Source organism: Algoriphagus aquimarinus (genome assembly GCF_007997215.1).
GTDB lineage: Bacteria > Bacteroidota > Bacteroidia > Cytophagales > Cyclobacteriaceae > Algoriphagus > Algoriphagus aquimarinus_A.
In genome coordinates, this window is sequence record NZ_VORW01000013.1 from 40,296 (window position 1) to 57,938 (window position 17,643).

General features: G+C 41.1%; 13 protein-coding genes. 6 read left to right on the plus strand and 7 right to left on the minus strand.

All coding sequences use genetic code 11. From position 1 onward, the window contains the following. The first annotated feature begins 60 nt into the window (after window positions 1-60). On the plus strand, window positions 61-1,125 hold the full coding sequence (locus ESV85_RS15800; RefSeq protein ID WP_146919249.1) for a toll/interleukin-1 receptor domain-containing protein: 1,065 nt from the start codon (window positions 61-63) through the stop codon (window positions 1,123-1,125). Here ESV85_RS15800 and ESV85_RS15805 read toward each other — a convergent pair. Together ESV85_RS15805 and ESV85_RS15810 are read right to left on the minus strand one after the other, a co-directional pair. Then, window positions 1,122-1,895, minus strand: coding sequence for an XRE family transcriptional regulator (locus ESV85_RS15805; RefSeq protein ID WP_146919251.1), 774 nt, complete (start codon window positions 1,893-1,895; stop codon window positions 1,122-1,124). The two genes, ESV85_RS15800 and ESV85_RS15805, sit on opposite strands and share 4 nt — an antisense overlap. Further along, on the minus strand, window positions 1,892-2,149 hold the full coding sequence (locus ESV85_RS15810; RefSeq protein ID WP_146919253.1) for a hypothetical protein: 258 nt from the start codon (window positions 2,147-2,149) through the stop codon (window positions 1,892-1,894). The genes ESV85_RS15805 and ESV85_RS15810 overlap by 4 nt, the downstream gene beginning before the upstream one ends. A gap of 732 nt (window positions 2,150-2,881) precedes the next feature. Here ESV85_RS15810 and ESV85_RS15815 point away from each other — a divergent pair. The 3 genes from ESV85_RS15815 (at window position 2,882) to ESV85_RS15820 (ending at window position 7,611) form a co-directional block, all read left to right on the plus strand. Beyond that, complete coding sequence (locus tag ESV85_RS15815) at window positions 2,882-4,966, plus strand: outer membrane beta-barrel protein (protein ID WP_223276018.1); 2,085 nt, start codon at window positions 2,882-2,884, stop codon at window positions 4,964-4,966. Window positions 4,967-4,996: 30 nt separating this feature from the next. After that, window positions 4,997-5,623 (plus strand): outer membrane beta-barrel protein, encoded by a 627-nt coding sequence (locus ESV85_RS22575; RefSeq protein WP_223276019.1) that lies wholly within the window; start codon window positions 4,997-4,999, stop codon window positions 5,621-5,623. A 995-nt stretch (window positions 5,624-6,618) separates the two neighbouring features. Further along, window positions 6,619-7,611, plus strand: coding sequence for an LLM class flavin-dependent oxidoreductase (locus ESV85_RS15820; RefSeq protein WP_146919255.1), 993 nt, complete (start codon window positions 6,619-6,621; stop codon window positions 7,609-7,611). A 232-nt stretch (window positions 7,612-7,843) separates the two neighbouring features. Here ESV85_RS15820 and ESV85_RS15825 read toward each other — a convergent pair whose 3' ends face one another. Next, complete coding sequence (locus ESV85_RS15825) at window positions 7,844-8,587, minus strand: YoaK family protein (RefSeq protein WP_146919257.1); 744 nt, start codon at window positions 8,585-8,587, stop codon at window positions 7,844-7,846. Between the two features lie 556 nt (window positions 8,588-9,143). Here ESV85_RS15825 and ESV85_RS15830 point away from each other — a divergent pair. Then, complete coding sequence (locus tag ESV85_RS15830) at window positions 9,144-9,290, plus strand: lmo0937 family membrane protein (protein ID WP_146919259.1); 147 nt, start codon at window positions 9,144-9,146, stop codon at window positions 9,288-9,290. A 313-nt stretch (window positions 9,291-9,603) separates the two neighbouring features. Here the strand turns inward: ESV85_RS15830 and ESV85_RS15835 are convergent, their stop codons facing one another. Genes ESV85_RS15835 through ESV85_RS15845 form a run of 3 tightly spaced genes read right to left on the minus strand, consistent with a single transcriptional unit; the run spans window position 9,604 to window position 12,920 of the window. Then, window positions 9,604-11,868, minus strand: coding sequence for an ATP-binding protein (locus ESV85_RS15835; protein WP_146919261.1), 2,265 nt, complete (start codon window positions 11,866-11,868; stop codon window positions 9,604-9,606). 2 nt (window positions 11,869-11,870) lie between these two features. Further along, window positions 11,871-12,476, minus strand: a complete 606-nt coding sequence (locus ESV85_RS15840; protein WP_146919262.1) for a biliverdin-producing heme oxygenase — start codon at window positions 12,474-12,476, stop codon at window positions 11,871-11,873. A gap of 6 nt (window positions 12,477-12,482) precedes the next feature. Next, complete coding sequence (locus ESV85_RS15845) at window positions 12,483-12,920, minus strand: response regulator (RefSeq protein WP_146919292.1); 438 nt, start codon at window positions 12,918-12,920, stop codon at window positions 12,483-12,485. 389 nt (window positions 12,921-13,309) lie between these two features. Here ESV85_RS15845 and ESV85_RS15850 point away from each other — a divergent pair, with 389 nt between their 5' ends. Next, entirely contained in the window at window positions 13,310-15,973 is a 2,664-nt protein-coding gene (locus tag ESV85_RS15850) for a HEAT repeat domain-containing protein (RefSeq protein WP_146919294.1), read from the plus strand. Window positions 15,974-17,098: 1,125 nt separating this feature from the next. Here ESV85_RS15850 and ESV85_RS15855 read toward each other — a convergent pair. After that, complete coding sequence (locus tag ESV85_RS15855) at window positions 17,099-17,641, minus strand: YceI family protein (RefSeq protein ID WP_223276020.1); 543 nt, start codon at window positions 17,639-17,641, stop codon at window positions 17,099-17,101. Window positions 17,642-17,643: the final 2 nt, after the last annotated feature.

Consider the following 17,643-nt stretch of genomic DNA (forward strand, 5'->3'; position numbering starts at 1 on the left):
TTGCATTGCAAATAAGAACCTGATTCGCTTAACTTTAACTAGCTAGAATCAGGTTTTTTTATGGAAAAGAATAAAATTTTTCTCAGTCACAGGCATTCAGACACTCAAAGTGATTGTCATCGCATTAGAGAAACACTAGAAGAGGAATTCGGAGAAGATGCTGTTTTCCTGGATATAGAAAACCTTGAACCTGGTATTCGATTCGCAGATGCGATAGACAAAGCGCTTAAGGCAAGCAAAGTCGTATTGGTAGCCATAGGTCCAGATTGGTTTGGTGACCCAAATGAAGACGGAATTACTAGGCTTTTTCAGGAAAAAGACTGGGTAAGAAGAGAAGTTAGCGCTGCTTTGGCAAAGGCAGATACCCGGGTGATTCCCTTGTTGCTTAAGGGCGCCACCAGGCCCACGGCCGATCAATTACCTGATGAACTAAAAGAACTTGCAGGCCTTCAAACTTTCGAGATATCAATCACGCGGTGGAAGTATGATTTGGGCGTATTGGTGGAAGCGCTTGCCAAAGTGATTCCAAGAAAAAAGAAACCCGTCAACCCTAATCCCTACAGACCTATTCCAGCTCTCAAACCTAAAAGCTGGTGGGCCAAAAACTACATTTGGGTCCTCATTGTATTGATAGTATTAATCATTATCGGCTTGATTCCAGATGAGGAAACCTACTATGATGACACATTAGATGATGGTGGTGGACAGGTGGAGAATGAGCTCAGCCAAGCCGACATCAATCAACTTAGAGAAGAGAATCCAACTGGAAACGAGATTTACGAAAGTCTGCAACTAGAGGATGAAAATACAGCAAATACACCGGCAGAAGCTGTTTTTGATTATTCAGGCAAATGGTGGGTATGGCAAGATGGGGTAAGAATGGGCTATATTCTAATCAAACAGAATGGTTATTTTTTCACCTTTGACTATTACTATTTTGATCAGAAAACAGGTGAGGGCACGGGAGAATTCGATGGTACCTATCTTTATACAACCCAATTTAGGATGTATGGAGACTCAAATAATTACGGGTTTTCATTTGGATCTAATGACGGAGGTATAAGTTGGTTTGGCCAGACATTCAATAACGGTTCGCCAGCAAATGCAGAGTTGAGAAAAAATTAACCCTTCAAAGTCCTTAGGTCTGCCCGAATATCAGAGATCATTTCCCCAAGATCTTCCATGGTTAAGGGCTTTTTCTTATCGCCGGGATTTGGGAAATCTGTGCTGATAAAAGCTTTTGCTTCCCAAACTTCCACTACCTCCTCACCTTTTACCTCGTAAGGCTTGTATTGCTCATTATCAGAAACTAGAAAAAGCTTACCGTTATCGCTCAGGTAGTTGAATACTCTTTTATATACCACACCTTCAGAGTCAGTCACGAGTACATAGGTTTTGCCACTTTTGATATCTTTCAATTGATCCACATAGGCACCGATGACAATGGTACCTGATGCTAGAGGGAGCATGGAATCACCAGCCAACTCGAAGGCACGGTAGGTAGCCTGCTTGGATAGTGTAGGTATCTGGAACTGAGGAAGGCTCTCCATGTATTCCGTATCTGCATAGCCATTCAGGTAACCAGCTGAGGCTTTCTGTCCTACCAGTGTGATATTCTCCTTATCATCTTGATCACAGGCAATGGTAAGAATATTGATACCTCTTTTCTGGATTGCTTTTCTTCCTTGATTTTCTATATCATGATTCAGAAGCTCTTCCATCCCTACCTCAAAAACATCAGATAGCTTACCGAGTGTTAAGAGTTTTGGTTCAGATCTACCATCTTCATAAGCAGAAATCATAGTGCGCTGTACATCCAGTTGATCGGCGAGATCATTTTGGGTGATTCCTTTTTGCTTACGCAAAAACCGAAGATTAGAAGCAAGGTATTTCATGCAGAGTAGAGGTAAAAGTTATGATCTTCGGGAGTAGCAGGGATGGGGAAAAATGGGTTCATGTTTAAAGCGGCACTCCTTCTTCTTTCCATTCTCTGTTTGATTTCGTCAATGATTTCTCCCACAGGCTTTGGACCATTTACGAGTAGGTAACCGTATAGAGGCTTTGCCTCGTCTTCGATGAAAAATTTAACCTGGCAATTACCTGATGCCAAAGTCTTTGTAGTGATGCTGATCTTTTCTTGGTTTTCCATAACTGATTCTTTTAACATCAGCTAAGATATAAATGTTGTTTTTATAAACATACCGATGTTCTAAAAATTAACATTATTTCATGACGCTTATTGTCAAAGTATGTCATTTGGACTTCTGAAATGCCTTTTGAGGGAATTAAGCAGGATGATTATTCGCAGAAGACGGGAGACGAGAGACGGGAGACAGGAGACAGGAGACGGGAGACCGAAGTGGCCTAAATGCTAGTATTTACCAAAGCCTGCAATGCTTTAGTCGCTTTACTGGCAGAAAAGCGGATAGACAAGGCATTCTGATTATCCGCAGCCGAACTATGACGGAAGACGGGAGACCGGAGACCGGAGATGGGAGACCGAAGTGGCCTAAATGCTAGTATTTACCAAAGCCTGTAATGGTTTAGTCGCTTTACTGGCAGAAAAGCGGATAGACAAGGCATTCTGATTATCCGCAGCCGAACTATGACGGAAGACGGGAGACGGAAGACCGAAGTGGCCTAAAACCTAGAATTAAACTTATTCTAAGCTGCATTTAGATCTTTACTGGCAAAAAAGCCAATACACAAATGGCCTATTTGCTACTCAGTACAGCATATTACCGCTTAGCCAATTATTACTCTTTATCATGCCTTAAACTTCCTTCCTTTGATGTAAGGTTGACCTCGACCCTACCACCAAAATATTCTCCCTATAAATGAGAGAAACGCTTTTTACGGAAGCTCCCAACTAGCCTATACAATGAAATACTGCCTCTACCTATTCTTTACGCTATTATCGATTTCTCAATTATCTGCCCAGAACTATTCTATTAAAGGAAAAGTAAAGCAAGCAGGTACGGAGATTACCATTCCGAACGCAACTATTTTGATTCAAAATCTACCCGACTCTGTGCAGGTGGAGGGCATGATATCAGATTTGGATGGTGAATTTGAAATTCAAAACATCAAATCCGGAGAGTATCTTCTCAAGATTCAATATCTGGGTTACCAAAATTTTTACAAAAATATACATGTCACTCAGGATTTAGATTTGGGTGTTTTAGGTATTAAGGAGCAAGCTACAGATCTGGACGAGGTAACTATCAGTGCAGCTAGGGCACAGGGGGAACAAAAAGGTGACACTACCCTATATAATGCTGATGCTTTCCAAACCATGAGAGATGCCAGTGCACAGACTTTAATACAAAAACTTCCAGGAGTAATATCCCAAGACGGAACACTACAAGCTCAAGGTGAGGCGATCACACAGATCTTAGTAGATGGCAAACCTTTCTTTGGAGGTGATATCAATACAGCTTTGCAAAATCTCCCAGCGGAGGTAATACAAGGAATAGAAATCTTTGATCAAAAAAGTGATAAAGCAATACTAAGCGGATTTGATGATGGTGTGCGAATGAAGACTATTAACATTATCACCAAGCCAAATAGAAGAAAAGGTCAATTTGGAAAAACCACTGCAGGATATGGAACGGATGATCACTACTTGGCTGGAGCTAGTATCAACTCCTTCAATGAGGATCAACGAATAACTTTTACGGGGTTGAGTAATAATATCAATGTGCTGGATTATTCCAGTGATCCAAATGCTCAAAGCAACAACCGCCCCCAAAACGGCCTTATAACCACGAATATCCTTGGTGTGAATTATTCAGATAATTGGGGAGAGAAAATAAAAATCAGTGGTAGTTACCTCTATAATAATCGCAAAAACACGAGCCAATCCAGCCTGATCAGAGAGTATGTAACTGGATCTTCCTCAGATCAATTCTACACGGAGGAAAGTAGAGAAACACGCACCAGTCAAGATCATAGATTTGATATGAGGCTGGAATACAACATCGATAAAAACAACCGGATTTTATATAGACCTAGATTCTCTGCATCCCGCGAAAACGAAAATTCAGGATTCTTTGGACAAAGCGTAAATGATATAGGTCCATTGAACCAAACAGAAAACATCCGGACTTCCAACAATAAAGATTTTGACATGTTCCATAGGCTTTTCTATAGTCACAAATTTGGAAAAGAAGGAAGAAGTCTAACCCTGAGAGCCAATACAGGCCTCCACGGAGACAATGATGCGGCCTTCCGAAGTGCTACTAACATTTATTACCAACCCGACGAGCGTAGGGAATTGATCAACCAGGAGATCACCCGTGATAGATCAGGCACAGATTGGGAAACAGGCATTTCCTACACAGAGCCACTTGGAAAAAATGGGCAGATGGAGTTGGAATACCAAATAGGAAATCGCATCAATGATTCAGATCAGTTGACCTTCAACATTCTAAACGAGGAACTGACAAACCCGGATCTGGCACTAGATACAGCGTTGAGTAATTCCTTTTCGAGCAAATATCTTCGTCAGGAATTGGAGCTAGGCTACCAATATACACTAGAGAAATTGAAGTTTCAGGCAGAGGTACAATACCAAGACGCTAAACTTAGAAACGAACAGTTTTTCCCAGCTACGGAATCATTGGAAAGAACGTTCAAAAGCTTCCTTCCAACAGTTAGATTTGATTATACCATTTCAGAGAATACCAATTTTGAACTGGATTATGATACCGATGTAGACGCCCCTTCCGTGGGTCAGCTTCAAAATGCGATAGACAACTCAAATCCGCTGCAGTTGAGAACAGGTAATCCTAACCTTGATCAATCCTATTCGAATAGAATGAGACTTCGATTCCGCAGCAATAACCCTGAGAATGATAGATCATGGTTTGTTTTTGCTCAATACAACTTGGTTAATAACGCCGTTTCAAACAGTACATTCACTGCACAGGAAGCGACCGAACTTCCGGGAGAAATTATTTTGTAAAAAGGCTCCCAGCTATTCAAACCTGTGAATTTGGATGGATCCAAGGACTTCAGGTCATGGGTGAGTTATGGTATTCCATTGAAATTCATCAAATCAAACTTCAATCTCAATGGCGGGTTTAGCAGCACCAAAAGACCAGGACAGGTAAACAATCAATTAAGCTTTAACAACTCATCTAGGATCAGCACTGGGATTTCATTGAGCAGTAATATCTCAGATCAAATAGACTTCAACATCTCTACACGCTTCTCCTACAATGATGTAGAAAACACGTTAAATGCAAACCTGAATAATCAGTACTACAATCAGCGCTCAAGACTAAATTTGAGTTGGATAATATGGGAAGGGTTTATATACAGACTGGACGTAAATCATCAGTTGAACTCAGGACTATCCGCAGGATATGATGCTAATGTAGTATTGATGAATATGAGCATTGGCAAAAAAATATTCAGCAATCAGAGAGGCGAAGTTTCTTTGAATGTCTATGATCTATTGGGACAAAACAGGAGTGTTTACAGAAATGTAACTGATGCCTACATAGAAGATGGCCAAAACAATGTAATGCAGCGCTACTTCATGCTTTCTTTCTCTTACAATATCCGCCACTTCAACAAAGGAACGGATATGGAAGATTATAACGAGATTTATAACTAATCAATGTGGTTATCCGCAATCTTGCCAGTAACCAAAAATTCTTTGCTCATCCGGCTAGAAGACCCCTGCCCGAACTGCAGGCGGGGATGACAGGAGACCGAAGTGGCCTAAAATCTAGAGTTGAGCTTATTTTATATTGCTTTAACCTCCTTACTGGCAGAAAAGCGGATATACCTATTAAATAAAAAAGCGGCTGATGGATGATCCATCAGCCGCTTTTTTTAATCTCAAATATGAATTGGAAAGTGTCCATTCAAGGACAGACAGATTTTCAAATCTTTAATCCAGAAGAGTCGCGCATTCAGCAATACACTCTCGGCATGAGTCTGCACATTCTTGACATGCATCATGATCGTGCTTTTCACATTCGCTAGCACAGTTGTAACAAGCATCCGTGCATTGTTGCATGGAAATATCCCTGTCAAGTAAGCTAATTTTTGATGCAGCAATACAATCCTTGCATGCATCTATGCATCGCTCACAAAAAAGGATACATTGCTCCATACCTTTCATTTGTTTACATGACTCTATACAGGCAAGGCAATCAGCAATACACTTTTCACAAGCTTCTAAACAGTTGTTCTTAATCTTAACTTGGGTTAGTGAATTCATAGGGTAATATTTAAGTTTAATAATAAGCTTTACTCATTTGCCACATTCAAAAACTGAATGACCTAATTATTAAAACCTTAGAGAATTATTTTCAATTTTTAATAGCATGGCAATATCGGTACTTCCAATAAACAAGCCACTGAGTGAACTTACCCTTTTGATCGTCTTTAAAGCACTATTAGACTACTCAAAGTTATCAATTCTACTGAAAATCAGACAAATGCGGGGTGGAATTATCTCAATTTGGGGAATGAAAAAACAATTCAACAAAAGTACATCCTCTACAAGAAACTTTCTAAGTCATTTTTCTATTAGCATGAAAGGAAAACATCGAAGATAGATGCCTGCAATTTCCTATTACCTATAGTAAATAACCAGCTATTTTGAATACTACCAAACCATACTCCCTACTCGATCTTGCCATCATCCGCGAGGACTTTGATGCCAAAGACGCTTATATAAGAAGCTTGCAAATCGCCCAGCATGCCGAGAAACTTGGCTACAGCAGAATGTGGCTTGCCGAGCATCACAACATGGCAAACGTGGGCAGCTCCTCCCCTCAGATACTTATTGGCTACTTGGCAAATGGCACTTCTACGATTCGACTAGGATCGGGAGGAATCATGCTTCCCAACCACAGCCCCCTGATCATCGCTGAGCAATTTGGAACGCTTGCCACCCTTTATCCCAACCGGATAGATTTAGGACTTGGCAGAGCTCCTGGTACGGATCAGACTACGGCTACCGCCTTGAGAAGAGGAAGACATGAGTCAGTACAAGAATTCCCGAGTGATCTCGACGACCTTCGTCGCTATTTCTCTGAAGATAATATGGACTCCAAAGTACGGGCATTCCCTGCCGAGGGATTGGATGTACCTATCTACTTGCTAGGTTCCAGCATGAGCTCTGCAGTACTTGCATCGGAAAAAGGATTGCCATACGCATTTGCCAGCCACTTTGCTCCTGCATACCTGATTAATGCTTCCAGATATTATAGGGAAAACTTCCAGCCCTCAGCCCATTTGGCCAAACCTTACTTTATTTCCTGTGTGAATGTGATCGCGGCAGATACTGATGAGGAAGCACATTACTTTGCTACATCTTTTTATCAAACAGCATTGGGGATCATTCGTGGAAGATCATATCCGATGAAAAAGCCTGTGAAAAGTATGGATAACATCTGGAATGAAGCCGAAGCTGCTGCTATACAAAATATGATGGCTTGTACCTTCATTGGTACGAAAGAGTCATTAAAACCACAATTCGAAAGCTTCTTCAAGCAGGTAGAGGTAGATGAGTTGATGGTATCTACGAATATCTATGATACAGAGAAGAGACTGAAATCGTTGGAAATCACAGCCGAGGTTTTAGGATAAATTCCCTGTTCAGATATGGATTCTTATCATTATCCGTAATGACACCAGTAGACTTGCTTTCTTTGGTTACCTAGCTGTCCCGATAGCTATCAGGAGACCGAAGACGGCAGCCTGACTACTGGCGGGGGTGTCAGAAGAGGACTAAATGCTTGAATTCACCTATTGCTTTTATCTCTTTACTGGCAAGAAAGCCGATATACATATACGTAAAAATGGAGAATTAATGTGTTGACTAGGTGAAGGAATGCCTTTTGGAAAATTTACGTTTAGCTTTTAAAAGTCTATACCTGAAGTCATCATAAAACAAACTAACAAGCAAAACTATCGCTGCTATTAGCAGGGTATTTAACTCCATCTGAAGTTTGGAATAGAAAAAACCACCAGCTAGCCCTCCCCCAAAAAAGAAGGATATAATGAATATCCGCAGTTTGATCGTAGCATGTAACTTCACTCTATGTGGATATACTTTTGGGAAAAACAATTGGGAAATCTCTATCCCCAAATCTGTAAAAAGACCTGTTAGATGAGTAGTTCTCACTATGGCGTTGGAAATCTTGGTCACATAGGAGTTCTGCATACCCATGGCAAAAAGAAGCAAACAGGCAATCAAATCTGCACGCTGTACCTCAACAAAATGAGCATACAACGCAATCGCTATCAAGAGCAGACTTTCTATTATTCCGGGTAACACAAAAACATTGAGTCTTCTGTTTTCTCTGAACTTCTCTATCAAAAGACTGGCGAAAAAGGAGCCTAGGAAAAAGGACAGGATATAGATGAAATAAATTGTTCCTCTCCAAAAATCAAGGTTTGCCACATCATTAATGAAAAGAGCAAAATGCCCAGTGACATTAGTAGTCAATTGCTTAAATGCCAAAAATCCGGTCACATTCACAATCCCCGCTACAAAAGAGAGCACCGAGGCGAGAAGTAGATTATGCTTGAAAGTTCTGCTCTTTCCCTGGTGTCTAAACATTAACTTTTTATTAAACCTGAAATAGGCATTAGAATATCTACGGCTGTCCCAAACCACTTCAAAATCAGACGTTTTACTTCACTATTCCTCCGCTCATTCGTCGGAAAGGGAAGTTAAGGTTCCTACTAAATAAAGCAGATAAAACCAGCTTCTAATTGTTAAGCCCTTAAATAAGACTCAGCTCATTTAGCATAGATGCGAATTTACCGATTTGATAGGCACATCGCACCACCTTCCCTCACTTAAAGCTCATATTTCCTGGACCTGAGTTCATACAAGAAATATTTACCCGTGAATGATCCTTATACAAGCCTTTTGAAGATAAATAGCGTTGAGTTAATCTGACTTACTCTTGAAAAAATCAGTAGATACAGACAACTTAATAATGCCCCGCAATGGGATTTATATTTCCCAAAAAATGAAGATAACATGAGTAAAATTTAAATAAACCGCCTTAAAATGCCTTTTAGAGAGATTATTTCTAGATGGCATTAGGATTGAATTTCCAGAGAAGTAGTATTATTCACTTTCTAACCACATATAAAACAACAAAACTATGAGTTCTTTATTATATTTCATTGCGGTAATTCTATTAATCGGCTGGTTAGTCGGAGTTTTCATTTATAGCGTAACAGGACTGATACACATACTTCTTGTTCTTGCTCTTGTAGCTATCATTTTCAGACTTATAGGTGGTAGGTAGATTTACCCTCAGCGCTTGGCATCCTGATCCATATCAATATCAGGATGCCAAGTTTTGTTTCTATAATACCTTCCCGCTTTTTGTATAAATATTACCTATCTGATTTTTCCTACCAGAGTTTCTCATCTCAAGGTTGAATGAGGAATTTAAAATGAAGAATTTAAAATGAGGAATGAAGAATGAGGAATGAGGAATGAGGAATGATGAATGAAGAATTTAAAATTAAGAATGAGGAATGTTGAATACTGATTCGCCCCTACCTTATGAATTGTTAGGAATAGCATATTTGGGCGAATATTGATTCGCCCCTAACTTATAATTTACCAGCTACAGGGAAATACAAGGTTATAGTCGTTCCTACTCCAACAGCGCTAGTAGCTTTGATATGCCCACTGTGTTTCTGCATGATTTTTTTGCACAAGGCAAGCCCTATACCCGAACCGGTATATTCTGACGAAATATGAAGCTTAGTAAAAATATTGAATATGGATTCCGCATATTCCTGATCAAAGCCAATACCATTATCCTGCACTGTAATCACATGGAAGAGTCCATCCACATGTGGAGTAAAAACTCTTGGAGCACCTGAGGAGAGGATTTCTATTTTTGGTATAAGGTCTGCTTTGGCATACTTAAGGGAATTGGATATCAGGTTGGCAAACAATTGTTTGACCAAAAACTTGATGCCTTTGATTTTGGGTAGCTTTCCTATGGTTATGCTTATTTGAAAATCTGAACTCTCGACCTCATCATCACTGATTACTTTGATGAGTTCTTCTAACCCCAGTACTTCATAGGGATCATTATTGTTCTTTAATCGGGCATATTGCAGTATATCGGCCAACAAAGTCTGCATTCTTTCTGCAGAAAAATTCAGTCGCTTTAGCATATCAATCACGTGAGGAGGCATATCTTGCTCTACCAGCAAATGGGAAGAAATCAATTGAAGTTTTCTTAAAGGCTCTTGCAGATCGTGTGAACTTATCCAGTTAATATTTTCCAGTTCAGCATTTGCCTCTTTAAGCATTTCACTGAGTGTACGATATTTTTCTTCTTCCTTCATCACCAGGATCATATTTAGCTGACGCTGAAGACTAAAGGCATAAGACGCTGTTGCATCCAGTTCAGACTGAAACCAAGGTTTACTTGTACAGTCAACGATCTCTTTCCAAAGGTTAAATGAGTTTCTAGGAGATAATCCATTTTTATCAAGGGTGATAGATTTAGTGGGATCTCCTGCCCAGAGCACTTCGGATTTGGTCTCGGGTCTGTACCAAATAATACAATTATTACTATCTAAATCCAGAGAATGGTAAATCAGCCCAGCAGTCTTTTCACATAGACTTTTATGGTTGGGCAATTGATTTAAGAGTTTATCAGTACTGAAACTGGTACTAATACTATGTTCTGTAAGAAAATCAGCCAAAAAAATGACCTCTTCATCTGAATGGACCACTCCGTTCTTGTAGACATTCCCGTCAACTATAAGAGAAACACCGGAGGCGTTACAAATCTGCAGAAGCTCAGGCTGTCTAATAAATTCTCCGAAGGATTCCTTATCTGCAGATAAGTTAAATGTATCAATCTTGTCAAAGGCGCTGTTGACCTTTCTGGAAACTTCATACTCTTCTTGTGATTGTCTTAGGCCTATTTGCGAAGTGATAAAATGCCCCTGCAAAAGAGCAGCCTGTTTAATTTCAGGAGTTAAATTCTTGGGAGAATAGTGATGGCAGGCAATCAGTCCCCAAAGCTTTTGCTTGTAAATAAGGGAAATAGTAAGCGTGGCCCCCACTCCCATATTGTGCAGGTATTGCACATGTATAGGAGAGGTACTTCTCAGAATGGAAAGGCTTAGGTCCAAGTTTTTACCTACTTCATCATCAACTGTAAAAACAGGAACAGGTGTATAGTCTATATCTGCTATAATCCTTAGTAGGTTTTTCATATACAGATTCCTAGCCTGTGCTGGAATATCTGTATGCGGATAATGCAGACCTAAAAATGGCTCCAAGTCATCCCGACGACTTTCTGCATATACTTCCCCATTGTAATGACTATCAAAACGATAAATCATGACTCTATCATACCCAGTCACCTCTCGAGTACCTTTAGCTACAAGGCTGCACAGATCCTGCATACTGTGAGTGGAATGCATGTAAGTAAGAAATTGAGAAGTATGATCGTATACTTCATTAGGCATCTTGTAGTGCGGATTCCCAGGCTCAAGCTCAAGAATATATACTTCTCCACTTTTGTGTACAGTACATACAAATTCGCAACCCAAAAGTGTCATTTTCAGAAGGGATGAAGAGAGCATTTGTTGGGTAGTGATGTAGTCCAAAAGTGACTTCATCGCCTCCAGTCCAAATACTTCCTCAAATCTTTTCCCCAAAATCATGGTGTGAGATGCCTCGATAAAATCAAGGGTATTTCCACTACAATAGTCTATTAGAAATGAATCAAGTTTTAGACCTAAAAGAAACCCATGGGGCTGAATGCTACCTGGAATGTGTATTGGTTCCTGCTCACAATTAGTAAGGTTAACTAGATCACGGTTGACTATGTCTTTTATCTTCATAATTAGCTGTTTTCAAGAGTCCCTTGAAAATGTTTGCTAATAACATCAAAGGCATGATTGGCTCCGGCGATGATTTCATCTCCATTATGGTTTTTCTGCTCATGGGTGATCAATTCCGTCATAAATTCCTTCCAAAGCATTCCTGTAAGTTCTCCATAACCTGAAAAGTATGCAGCTCCAGAATCAGTATCTAATCCCAATACTTTATGAATATGCTTATAAATTACTCTGCCTCCAAGAGAAGATCCTTCAATTACATAAAAGACCCCCATAGCAAATCCAATGGGATTTACTTGCTCTGAAAAGGCAGTAAGTCTTCGCTTTTTTTGTTTTTGAAAGCCTAAAACTTCAAAATCTCTCTCCAACAGAGAGGTTTTTCTTCGCTCATTCAGTGAATTGATTTCAGTGCTGACGATAGGGAAAAGAGTGGTTTCCACATCAACTATAACGTCATGCATTAAATCCAAATAGCGTAAGTATTCTTGTATAGATACTTCAGGTGCTAGAATAGACTGTGAGACAGGCAAGGATTCTAGCTGCTCATGAAGTGGCGCTGTGGATTTTCTAAGTTCCTGCGTAAATACTGAAGATAACAAAGGAACAGTCATTTTAGCTTAATTTCTGGTGTACGTGAAATTAGTATTATCGGGAATAAAGGTTTCCCAATTAATCTGTAGTGAATGTTGGATGGATAGTTTCAGTTCATCAAAACGAGAGGACTTGGGGACGTAGTAATTCGCGCCAAGAGCCAGGGATTGCTGAACAAAGGGACCGTCTTTGGTGGTGGAAAGCATAATAACAGGCAATTTCTTAAACTTATCAGACTCCCTCAATTTCTTCAAAACCTCAAGGCCATTCATTTTAGGCATATTAATATCCAAAAATACTAGATAGGGGGTTGGAGGTGGATTATTAATAGCCGCCATCAATTCAACTCCATCAGCATGGGTTACCACTTCATAGTTACCGCCGATTTGCTTGATAATTAGCTTAAAAAACTCCAAATCATCCAAGTCATCATCAGCATAAAATATAGTTAGTTTCTCATTCATGGTGCAAAATTTCGATCGCTATCAGCAGGGTGTTTAGCAAAGGTACGGAAAATTATGCCTGAGTACTCAAGGTCGAATTTGGATAGTTGGTTGGTGACCCACCCCCGACCCCTAAAAAAAAAGGGGGGGGGGGATAGAATTTGGTTCCGGCACGGCGGACGGGAGGCAGTTGTTGGTTGTTGATTCTTGATACTAATGTCTTGACACTTATGTCTTGCCTCTTGGTTCTAGAATCTTGACTATGGACTCTAAATCCCCACCATTTATCATTGAATTACCCCTACGAACAAAGGAATAGCCAAAAATATGCTCCAAAAAAGGAGAATCTGATATATTTGAGGTCGCAAACTGCGACCTCAAAATAATAAACCTCTAATTTCATTTTTAGCATGTCTAAAATTTCGTTTCCAGTTATAGCAATAGCTGGCGGTCTATTGGCTTTTGGATGCTCTAGTCCCGACACAAGAAAAGCTGACTTAGAAGAGCTTACCAATTACTACCCACAATACCCTCTAGACACCGCGAAGCATGGTGCCGACAGCACCGAATTGATCATGACAAATTTCGCAGGGCCGGACATCGTTCCAAGTCCAGCTGCTTTATCAGTTTCTCCTAATGGAAATGTTTTCGTAGGAGTAGACATGATGGGTTCACTGGGTAAAGAGCCCGGAAAAGGCGCAATTGTTCGCTTGGTAGATAGTAACAATGACGGCGAACTTGATTCACATACTGAATTTGTCAAAGTAGATAATCCACGTGGTATCATCGCTGTAAGAGATCAAGTCTTCGTACTTCACACACAGTTTTCAGAGGAAACCGGTGAAGCTTCAGGAATGAATTTGGTGGTTTTTGAGGACAAGGATAACGACGGTGTGGCTGATGGTCCTGCCAAAATGCTTATTGAAGGAATTTCCTCTCCAGTCTCTCTCCGTTCCCGTGGAACAGATCACTCTACCAATGGTATCCGTATGGGTATCGATGGCTGGATCTATATAGCCGTAGGAGATTTTGGTTTTCCAGATGCTGTAGATAGAGACGGAACGCATATGACCATGCTTGGCGGCGGAATTGTCCGTGTACGTCCTGACGGCACCGAAATGGAAGAATATATCCATGGAACTAGAAACATCTACGATGTGGCTATTGATCCATTTATGAATATTTATACGCGTGGCAATACCAACGATGGCGGTGGCTGGAACATTCGTTTCATTCACTACACGCAGTCTGGTGAATATGGCTACCCTAACTTTTTCAAAAACTTCACTGAAGAAACCATTCCTGCACTAGTAGATCTAGGCGGCGGATCCGGTACAGGAAGTTACTTCATGGATGATGATAGATGGCCAGCCAAATACAATCACGTGCCGATGATGGCAGATTGGGGCAGAAGCCAATTGTACATTCACCGTGTGACAATGGATGGTGCTGGTTTTACACAGCAAGATGAGGAATTCATCAAACTTCCACAGATTTCAGATCTAGATGTGGATGGTTCTGGCCGTATGTTCCTTGCCGCTTGGAATGGTGCGGGATACTTCGGTAGCCCAGAGAAAGGCTATGTTGTTCGTGTAGTTCCTAAAGACTGGACATACGAACCTTTCCCTGACTTGAAGACTGCTACGATCGAAGAATTGACAGCATTGCTCAAAGCGAATAATTCAGTTTCACGTTTCCACGCACAGCGCGAACTACTTGCCCGCTTCCCAGACGAAGCTGGAGCAGCAGCACTTTCAGTAGCTACAGATAAAACACTTTCCCTTGAAGCAAGAGTGGCAGGTATTTACACCTATGCTCAGGCTACCTGCGAAAACGGTAACGGTGAATTGATGAAATTAAGCCTGGAAGAGAAGATTAGAGAGTTTGCTCTTAGAGCTTTGGCAGATCGCAAAACCTGTCTTCAGGGCGTTCCACTTGATCCATTCATTGAAGGGGTAACTGATCCTAATGACCGAGTGAAATCAGCAGCGATTGTTGCCTTGGGAAGAATCGGAAATCCAGAAGCAGCGGAGGAATTGCTAAAAGTAAGCGTACCTACTTCATTCAAGCAGCCTGAGAAAGGCACCGAAGGCCCACACGCAACTCCTAATTCAGCGATTATTCTTCCTCACATAGCTGTGAAATCACTGGTAAAACTTCATGCAGTAGATGCAGCAGTAAATGCTATTGGAACAGAAAACTCAAAAATCGCACTTTGGACTTTGCGCTACATGCATGATCCAAAAGCCGTAGATGGTTTGATTAAAGCCTATGGTGACACAGACAATATGGAGTTGAAAGCGGAAATCTTGGGCACACTTTCTAGATTGTACAAGAAAGAAGCTCCTTATGACGGTTCATGGTGGTGGGGCACTCGCCCAGATACGCATGGTCCGTATTACAAGGCAATCACTTGGGAATCTTCTGATAAGATCAAAGACTTCTTGGTTGGCGAGCGAAATGCGCAAGATGACCCGACGAAAAGACAATTCTTCGCTGAGCTTAATGAGCGAAACAGAATGGAAATCGAGGAATTTGGAGAAGAGCAGTCCAACTTAGTCATCCAAGAAACAGAAGTTGATCTGGAGAAAATCAAGAGCAAAAAAGGACAAGTAGGCGCCACGTCTATTGAAGATGTGATGATCGCGGTACAAGATCTCAAAGGAGATCCTATCAAAGGAAAAGCACTCTTCACTAGCCAGGGTTGTGTAGCCTGTCATAGCATAGAGAAAGGTCAGCCGTTGAAAGGTCCATTTATGGGGCAAATCGGCTCGATCATGAATCGCTCTCAGATCACTGAATCTATCCTGAAACCAAACGCTTCTATCTCACAGGGTTTTGCTTCAGTTCTTATCTCTACCAATGACGATAAGAGCTACATGGGCTTCGTCACTGCAGAGACAGCAAATGAAGTGGTACTTCAGGACATCACTGGCACAGCTACCAAACTGGATAAGGCTACAATCAAAACACGTAAGGTGATGGAAACTTCCATGATGCCTCCTGGTTTGGTTAACTCCCTTTCCTATGAAGAACTGGCTTCCTTGATTACTTATCTGCAGCAGCAGAAATAAGTATCAGTCAGTATAATCTGCTTATCAAAGCACCTTGGGATTCTAGGATTCCAGGGTGCTTTTTTTTGTTCGGATTTTACCGCGGAGGACACGGAGCTTAACGCAGAGGGCACAAGCTAGAGTTGTCCTGCTTCTCCAGAAGCTGGACTGAGCTGAAAAATAATCAATCATCAATGTTCAAACTCAATATTCCAAGTATTACCGTTCCGTAGGAACGATTCGTTTGTAGCAAAACGGAATAAATAGCGATACCTCGTTTCATAGGAACGACTCGTAAAATAAGGTCACCATTCGTACCTATCGAAGGAGGAAACGATCTTCTATGTCAATCATCTACATACCAGTTGTCCCGCTGGGAGTCATACATTTAGTATTGATTCAAAGAGATGACCACGAAGGGGTCGAACCTTTCAATACCTGTGCGCCGTGGCGTAACCGCGGGTGAAACCCGTGGAAAAGGTATCGGTGTTGAAACATGGAGCGACCCTAAATGGGGTTAACGCAGAGGGCACAAATTGGGATTTAATACCCTGTATGGCTCAAGTCTTCAGATTTGGACTCAGTATAATGCAGTCTTCGGACTGCTTCCAATGTTAATTTTCCACCATAGGGTGAGTTGAAAATTATTTATGTTCGACGCCCTTCGGGGTCGTCCAATCTTTTGGTTGATCATCAAACCATGGGTTGCACCCATGGCTATTCAGAAGTTTGATCCTTTCAGGATCATCACTGGTAAATACCCAGAGTGAAAATGATTATTTCAGAATGACCACGAAGTGGTCAAACCTTTCAATACCTGTGCGCCGTGGCGTAACCGCGGGTGAAACCCGTGGAAAAGGTATCGGTGTTGAAACATGGAGCGACCCTAAATGGGTCGAACTTTTTTGAAACGGATTACAAATCCCTAAAAACAGAAAAGCGTAGATACAATCTACGCTTAGCGGGAGAATTATAATGATCTAAAAAACCAACCCTGCAAGGGGTTGAATTAACCACTTTGGTTAAAAAAATATTCAATGGTCAATGTTCAAACTCAAGGAACAAGGAAGCAGCAGCGCGGTAAATACAAAAAATGCCGTGGCATATACGCATACACCACGGCAAAGAATAACCAGTAAGACAACTCTATTTTTTGTCTAAGACCATATTTCCCGACACATCCACAACTTCTGCGATCTTGGAGAACACGATGGTTGGGATTTCAATCTTGTAATCCTCCAGTTTGACAGGGAATTTGAAGTCGAGCTTCAGCTGCTTTCCATCGGATACTACCGTCCCGGGGATCAACACCTGATGCGAAACTCCATGCATGGTCAAGGTGCCTTCTGCAGTTACCTGATAAGTACCCGCTAGGGTAAGATCAGCCTTTTCTTTGATCTTCCCCTTAAACACACTGGTAGGGAATTTCTCACTTTCCAGGTAGTTTTCATTGAAATGCTCCTGCATTAGCTTGTTTGGAAACTGGAAATCAGTGATCCGCATCTGAACAGCCATTTCATTGGTTTCCGCATTGATGATAGCGGCGGTTTTTGAATTATCAGCTTGAATATTTTCCAGGAGAGTTTCTGAAAAGAATGACACACTTCCCTTAGTGGTGGAGAATATATGCTGCGCAAACAGGCTAAGGCTAGAACAGCTCAGCAGGAGTATTAGGGCTAGTTTTTTCATTT

What these genes read in the sequence shown, in the direction of transcription:
- ESV85_RS15800 (WP_146919249.1), top strand. Translation starts at nt 61, where the DNA reads ATGGAAAAGAATAAAATTTTTCTCAGTCACAGGCATTCAGACACTCAA.
- ESV85_RS15805 (WP_146919251.1), bottom strand. Translation starts at nt 1,895, where the DNA reads ATGAAATACCTTGCTTCTAATCTTCGGTTTTTGCGTAAGCAAAAAGGA.
- ESV85_RS15810 (WP_146919253.1), bottom strand. Translation starts at nt 2,149, where the DNA reads ATGGAAAACCAAGAAAAGATCAGCATCACTACAAAGACTTTGGCATCA.
- ESV85_RS15815 (WP_223276018.1), top strand. Translation starts at nt 2,882, where the DNA reads ATGAAATACTGCCTCTACCTATTCTTTACGCTATTATCGATTTCTCAA.
- ESV85_RS15825 (WP_146919257.1), bottom strand. Translation starts at nt 8,587, where the DNA reads ATGTTTAGACACCAGGGAAAGAGCAGAACTTTCAAGCATAATCTACTT.
- ESV85_RS15830 (WP_146919259.1), top strand. Translation starts at nt 9,144, where the DNA reads ATGAGTTCTTTATTATATTTCATTGCGGTAATTCTATTAATCGGCTGG.
- ESV85_RS15835 (WP_146919261.1), bottom strand. Translation starts at nt 11,868, where the DNA reads ATGAAGATAAAAGACATAGTCAACCGTGATCTAGTTAACCTTACTAAT.
- ESV85_RS15840 (WP_146919262.1), bottom strand. Translation starts at nt 12,476, where the DNA reads ATGACTGTTCCTTTGTTATCTTCAGTATTTACGCAGGAACTTAGAAAA.
- ESV85_RS15845 (WP_146919292.1), bottom strand. Translation starts at nt 12,920, where the DNA reads ATGAATGAGAAACTAACTATATTTTATGCTGATGATGACTTGGATGAT.
- ESV85_RS15850 (WP_146919294.1), top strand. Translation starts at nt 13,310, where the DNA reads ATGTCTAAAATTTCGTTTCCAGTTATAGCAATAGCTGGCGGTCTATTG.
- ESV85_RS15855 (WP_223276020.1), bottom strand. Translation starts at nt 17,641, where the DNA reads ATGAAAAAACTAGCCCTAATACTCCTGCTGAGCTGTTCTAGCCTTAGC.